The sequence below is a fragment of the Alteromonas sp. 14N.309.X.WAT.G.H12 genome, from assembly GCF_036697315.1.
Taxonomy (GTDB): Bacteria; Pseudomonadota; Gammaproteobacteria; order Enterobacterales; family Alteromonadaceae; genus Alteromonas.
In genome coordinates, this window is record NZ_JBAHZB010000150.1 from 1 (window position 1) to 6,338 (window position 6,338).

A 6,338-nucleotide genomic window follows, 5' to 3' on the forward strand; every position below is an offset into this window, starting at 1 on the left:
GTATTATGAGTTCAAGGATTAAGAGGAAGTCGAAGTATGGCGGTAGGAAAAGTTAAATGGTTTAACAACGCAAAAGGATTCGGATTTATCGTTCCTGAAGACGGTGGTGAAGACATCTTCGCACACTACTCAACCATTCAAATGGAAGGGTATCGGTCGCTTAAGGCCGGCCAGGAAGTAACGTTTGATGTCCAGCAAGGCCCCAAGGGGCTCCACGCTGAGAACATTGGGGTTGTAGACGAACCAGAACGTTAAAATCCATACCTGATACACCAGGGGCCTTTTATTGCTTGAGTGCAGTGAAAGGCCCTTTTTACTTTTGGCGCTATTGCCAAAAAAAAAGCCGGCTAACAGCCGACTTTTTTATTTTTTACTCAATCATCTTTTATTTCGCTAACACCGCGCGCAAGGTTTCACTTGGTGACATGGCCGCTGTTAATTTATCTTCGTCTGGAAGATAGTAACCACCAATATCCGTCGCTTTACCTTGGGTTGCATCAATTTCAGCAACAATTTTGTCCACATTGGCAACCAATGCTTCGTAAGTGGGCTTAAATTGTGCAGCAAGTTCGGTGTCTTCCGTTTGATTAACCATTTCTTCTGCCCAGTACAGTGCTAACCATACGTGACTTCCGCGGTTATCAAGCTGACCGGCTTTACGCTGTGGAGACTTACCGTTATTAAGCAGTTTTTCCGTCGCTTTATCCAATGCCGTAGCAATGATTTTCGCTTTTGGATTGTTTTGCTTAATGGCCATATCTTCCAGAGACACCGCTAATGCAAGGAACTCACCGAGAGAATCCCAGCGCAAGTGCCCTTCTTCAAGAAATTGCTGAACATGCTTAGGCGCTGAACCACCGGCACCGGTTTCGTACAGACCACCGCCTGCCATTAATGGTACAACAGACAACATTTTCGCACTGGTACCTAATTCCAAAATAGGGAACAAATCCGTCAGGTAATCACGTAAAACGTTACCGGTCACAGAAATAGTATCCAAGCCACGAATTACACGCTCCATGGTGTATCTAATGGCGCGAACCGGTGACATGATTTGAATATCCAAACCGTTGGTATCGTGATCTTTGAGGTATTTTTCCACTTTCTGAATAAGTTGTGCGTCATGGGCACGTTCTTCATCTAACCAGAAAATCGCAGGCATACCTGATTGGCGAGCTCGCGTTACCGCAAGTTTAACCCAATCTTGAATAGGCGCATCTTTGGCCTGACACATCCGCCAGATATCACCTTCTTCTACCTCATGTTCAATCAGTACATTTCCGTCCTGATCAACAATTTGTACTTTACCATCGGCGTCGATTTCAAATGTCTTGTCATGGGAGCCGTACTCTTCGGCTTTCTGTGCCATTAGGCCAACGTTCGGTACTGTTCCCATTGTGGTAGGATCAAATGCACCGTGTGTTTTACAGAAGTTAATCACTTCCTGGTAAATCGTGGCATAAGTCGATTCAGGAATAACCGCTTTAGTATCGTGTGGTTTTCCATCTGGTCCCCACATTTGACCACTGTTTCTGATCATTGCAGGCATAGACGCATCCACGATCACGTCAGAAGGCACATGCAGGTTAGAAATACCTTTATCAGAATTTACCATCGCGATTGGCGGACGATCGGCATAGCAGGCATTAATATCACGTTCAATTTCAGAACGTTGTGATTCAGGTAATGTGGAGATTTTATCGTACACACTACCTAAGCCATTATTAGGGTTTACCCCTAACTCTTTAAACAAGTCATCGTACTTTTCAAACAGTTCTTTATAGAAAACTTTTACACAATGACCAAAAACGATAGGGTGAGACACCTTCATCATGGTGGCTTTTACGTGTAAAGAGAAAAGAATGCCGGTATTTTTCGCATCTTCAATCTGTTCTTCGAAGAACTTGCACAGTGCTTTTTTACTCATGTACATGCCGTCGATCACTTCGCCGGCCAGTAAATCAACACGGGGTTTTAAGGTTTTCTTAGCACCATCTTTACTCGTAAACTCAATGCTGACGTAACCGTCTTTATCTACGGTAGTCGATTTTTCACTTGAGTAAAAATCCCCTTGGCGCATATGAGCGACATGAGATTGTGAAGCCTGGCTCCACGCGCCCATTGAATGTGGATGTTTACGGGCAAAGTTTTTAACCGCTGTGGGTGCACGACGATCTGAATTACCTTCACGCAATACAGGGTTTACTGCAGAGCCGAGAATTTTTCCATAACGTTCACGAATTTTTTTCTCTTCGTCAGTTTTAGGCTCTTCAGGAAACGGCGGCACGTTGTAGCCTTTCGCATTCAATTCTTTAATTGCTGCACGCAATTGGGGAATTGATGCGCTAACATTAGGCAATTTAATGATATTCGCATCAGGGTTTTGTGTAAGGGCGCCTAATTCAGACAACGCATCAGGCACCTTTTGGTCGTCGTTCAGATAGTCGGGAAAAGCGGCAAGGATTCGCCCGGCCAGAGAAATATCACTTAGTTCAATGTCAATGCCAGCTGCACCAGTAAATTTCTCAATGATTGGCAGGAAAGAGTATGTCGCCAGCATTGGCGCTTCATCAGTCTTGGTATAGATGATAGTCGACTTAGCTTTGGTCATTATATACCTCAAAGTTGTCGGTAAAGAGCTACCAGATTTAATCCATTTCGCTCAGCCACACAGTGCGCTGAACAACTCGGTAAAAAGCGTAACCATCACGCGCACATTTTAAGTGCTCTTCTGTCGAGATCCCTCGCCCCTGAACCCGATTGATTATGTGAGATTACATCCACATTATGCTTATTATTGCATATAAATGCAGAATTACCGCGCCCAATAGTATAGGGTCGAACGTAGGAGTTACAAGTCATACCATCGTATTACCTACAAAGATCCTTCTAAAAAAACGTGTTTTATGTGATTTTTTTTGCATCTTTATTGCTTTTATTAAAAAAAACCTTATAAGCACTTCGCAGTATCAAAAAGTCACGGATCCGTAATTTAAACGGTGTATTCAGGAGCAAAATGTGAAAGCCCAAAGCAAAATTATTCTGTTTAATAAGCCCTTCAATGTGCTCACTCAATTTACGGATCAAGAGGGCAGAAAAACACTCAAAGATTATATTCCCGTACCCGGCGTCTATGCCGCTGGACGATTGGATCGGGATTCAGAAGGCCTATTAGTGCTTACTAATGATGGCAAATTACAACATCGTTTGGCCGATCCTAAACACAAAACCTCAAAAACCTATTGGGTACAGGTGGAAGGGAACATAGACGCCCAAGGGATTGACGCCCTTTGCCAAGGGGTGGAACTCAAAGATGGAATGACCCGTCCGGCCAAAGTATCACTGATTGACGAACCAAAGCTTTGGCCTCGTACGCCGCCAGTGCGGTTTAGAAAACACATTCCTACCTCCTGGCTTTCAATCACCATCAGTGAAGGAAAAAACCGTCAAGTTCGCCGTATGACAGCCCATGTGGGGTATCCCACCCTCCGGCTTATACGCTATCGCATTGGTAATTGGACAATCGACGGCATTAACAACGGCGAATATATCGTGTTATAGGGTTATCCCCCTTATCTAACGGACGCGCTTTAACATAAAAAAACAATACATCTTAGAACAGATAGCCCTGCGATCTGCCGTGCCATATGCATTGATATCTGATAGAATCCGCGCCCTGTTTCATTGTTCAGACTAAAATTTTAATCGGTAAAGAGTAACTATGTCATCTGTTGAAAAACAATCTCCTGCTTCACAAAAAGTCATCGTGGGTATGTCTGGCGGTGTAGACTCCTCCGTTTCAGCATATTTGCTGCTGCAACAGGGGTATCAGGTAGAAGGCCTTTTCATGAAAAACTGGGAAGAGGACGATGATGATGAATATTGCTCCGCAGCACAGGATTTAGCCGATGCCCAGGCTGTGGCCGATAAACTCGGTATCGAATTACACACCATCAATTTTGCCGCAGAATACTGGGACAATGTGTTTGAGTATTTTCTGCAAGAATACAAAGCGGGTCGAACGCCCAACCCCGATATCATGTGTAATAAAGAAATTAAATTTAAAGCCTTTCTTGAATTTGCCGCAGAAGATCTCGGTGCCGATTACATTGCAACGGGACACTATGTGCGCCGTCGCTTTAAAGATGGCCACTGGCAAATGCTACGGGGCTTGGACAACAACAAAGATCAGAGCTATTTCCTCTACACCTTAGGTGAAGAGCACCTTGCCAAAACCCTGTTCCCCGTAGGAGAACTGGAAAAACCCCGCGTGCGAGAAATCGCCGAAGAGCAAGGCCTGGTAACCGCAGATAAAAAAGATTCCACCGGCATCTGCTTTATCGGGGAACGCAAATTTAAAGATTTTTTATCCCGTTTTCTTCCCGCTCAGCCAGGCATTATTGAAACGGCTGATGGCGATGTTATTGGCGAACACGAAGGTCTGATGTATCACACTTTAGGCCAACGCAAAGGGCTTCATATAGGCGGCTTGTCAGCGTATGGTGACGCCCCATGGTATGTAGTGGATAAAGATGTTGCCCGCAACGTGCTTATTGTAGGCCAAGGTGCTGATCACCCTCGCCTCTATTCTAACGGGCTTATCGCTAAGCAATTACATTGGGTAGATAGGCAAGGGTTAACGGCACCAATGACAGCGGTGGTGAAAACCCGATATCGTCAGCAGGATATCCCCTGTACCATTACGCCACTGGATGATGATCATATTCAAGTGACGTTTGACGCCCCACAAAAAGCTGTCACGCCGGGTCAATCGGCCGTATTTTATCAACAAGAAGTCTGTCTTGGTGGCGGCATTATAGAGAGTTATCAGCGCTGATGTTAGATCCACAAATAGAACAACACATTGCACTTGCCGGGGTTTGTCAGGCCGCAGCACTGGTTCAACAGGTTGCCCGCACCGGCAATGTTGATGCGGTAGCCTGTGAAGCCAGCTTATCCAGTATATTAGTGACCGACCCGGAATCGCCACAGCATGTTTTTGGACGCTTAAGCAATCTCACTGTCGGCTATCGCGCCATCGTGACCCAATTATCCGGTCGCAGTAGCAATAAAGATGCAGAACTTACCCGTTATGTAGCCAGTTTATTAAGCCTTGAGCGTAAACTCAGCGCCAAGAGCAACGCACTATCAGAATTAGGTCAACGTATCTCCCATGTGCAACGCCAACTGGCCCATGTGGAATTTGACAATAGCCAAATCATCGGCTCTCTGGCCAGTATTTACAGTGATATCATCAGCCCGTTGGCACCTAAAATTCAGGTAGCAGGAAATACCGAATACCTAAGCCGCCCACTCAATCAGCAACGGGTTAGAGCACTTTTGCTGGCTGGGGTGAGAGCCGCGGTTATGTGGCGACAAATGGGAGGCCGTCGTCGGCAGATCCTGTTTAATCGGAAACAAATTTTACACAGTGCCACATTGGCATTGAGATTAATTAATTAGTTGAGGAGCTAAAGGTGGAACTGACTCAGTTAACCGCAATTTCCCCTGTGGATGGACGTTACGCAAGCAAAAGTAGTGAATTGCGTAGCATTTTTAGTGAATATGGGTTGTTAAAATATCGCGTCCAAGTTGAGGTTCGCTGGTTGCAGATGTTATCGAACCACCAAGCCATTGACGAAGTTCCAGCGTTTAGTGACCAAGCCAACGCCCTACTTGACGAGATTGTTGCTAATTTCTGTGTGGACGATGCCCTGCGCATTAAAGATATCGAGCGCACAACCAACCATGATGTGAAAGCGGTTGAATATTTCTTAAAAGAAAAAGTGGCAGATAATGCAGAATTAAATGCTGTCAGCGAATTCATTCACTTTGCTTGTACCTCAGAAGATATCAATAATTTGTCTCACGGCTTGATGTTAAATGAAGCCCGTGAACAGGTGATTCTCCCCTATTGCGATAAGCTGATTAGCGAAATCACCCGTCTTGCCAAGGCCTACAAAACCATACCAATGATGGCAAGAACCCACGGTCAGCCAGCTAGCCCGACTACCATGGGCAAGGAAATGGCCAATGTTGCCATGCGTTTAATTCGTCAGCGCGAGCAAATTGCCGCCGTCACCCTCCTTGGCAAAATTAATGGTGCAGTCGGTAACTATAACGCGCACCTCTCTGCTTATGCCCAAACGGATTGGCATGAGGTTGCAGAAAAATTTGTTACTGGTTTGGGGCTCACCTGGAACCCTTACACAACGCAAATCGAACCCCATGACTACATCGCTGAATTATTTGATGCGGTGGCTCGTTTTAATACTATCGTGCTCGATTTCGACCGCGATGTATGGGGGTATATTGCCCTTGGTCACTTTAAACAAAAA

Annotated in this window: 6 protein-coding genes; 5 read left to right on the plus strand and 1 reads right to left on the minus strand. The window is 45.3% G+C overall.

The annotated features are described in order from the left end of the window. Window positions 1-36: 36 nt before the first annotated feature. Complete coding sequence (gene cspD, locus V5298_RS19235; RefSeq protein ID WP_216028037.1) at window positions 37-255, plus strand: cold shock domain-containing protein CspD; 219 nt, start codon at window positions 37-39, stop codon at window positions 253-255. A 130-nt stretch (window positions 256-385) separates the two neighbouring features. Here cspD and V5298_RS19240 read toward each other — a convergent pair whose 3' ends face one another. After that, window positions 386-2,611 carry an NADP-dependent isocitrate dehydrogenase gene (locus tag V5298_RS19240; RefSeq protein ID WP_332933050.1) on the minus strand — a complete coding sequence of 742 codons (2,226 nt, stop codon included), beginning with the start codon at window positions 2,609-2,611 and terminating at the stop codon, window positions 386-388. 407 nt (window positions 2,612-3,018) lie between these two features. Between V5298_RS19240 and V5298_RS19245 the strand changes: the two genes are divergently transcribed. The 4 genes from V5298_RS19245 to purB all read left to right on the plus strand — a co-directional run. Beyond that, window positions 3,019-3,561 carry an rRNA large subunit pseudouridine synthase E gene (locus V5298_RS19245; RefSeq protein ID WP_332933051.1) on the plus strand — a complete coding sequence of 181 codons (543 nt, stop codon included), beginning with the start codon at window positions 3,019-3,021 and terminating at the stop codon, window positions 3,559-3,561. Between the two features lie 160 nt (window positions 3,562-3,721). Next, window positions 3,722-4,837: a tRNA 2-thiouridine(34) synthase MnmA gene (gene mnmA / locus V5298_RS19250; protein ID WP_332933052.1), complete on the plus strand. Its 1,116-nt coding sequence runs from the start codon at window positions 3,722-3,724 to the stop codon at window positions 4,835-4,837. Then, entirely contained in the window at window positions 4,837-5,463 is a 627-nt protein-coding gene (hflD, locus tag V5298_RS19255; RefSeq protein WP_332933053.1) for a high frequency lysogenization protein HflD, read from the plus strand. Before mnmA ends, hflD begins: the two co-directional genes overlap by 1 nt. A gap of 14 nt (window positions 5,464-5,477) precedes the next feature. Continuing rightward, on the plus strand, window positions 5,478-6,338 hold an 861-nt coding region (gene purB, locus V5298_RS19260; protein WP_332933054.1), incomplete at its 3' end, for an adenylosuccinate lyase.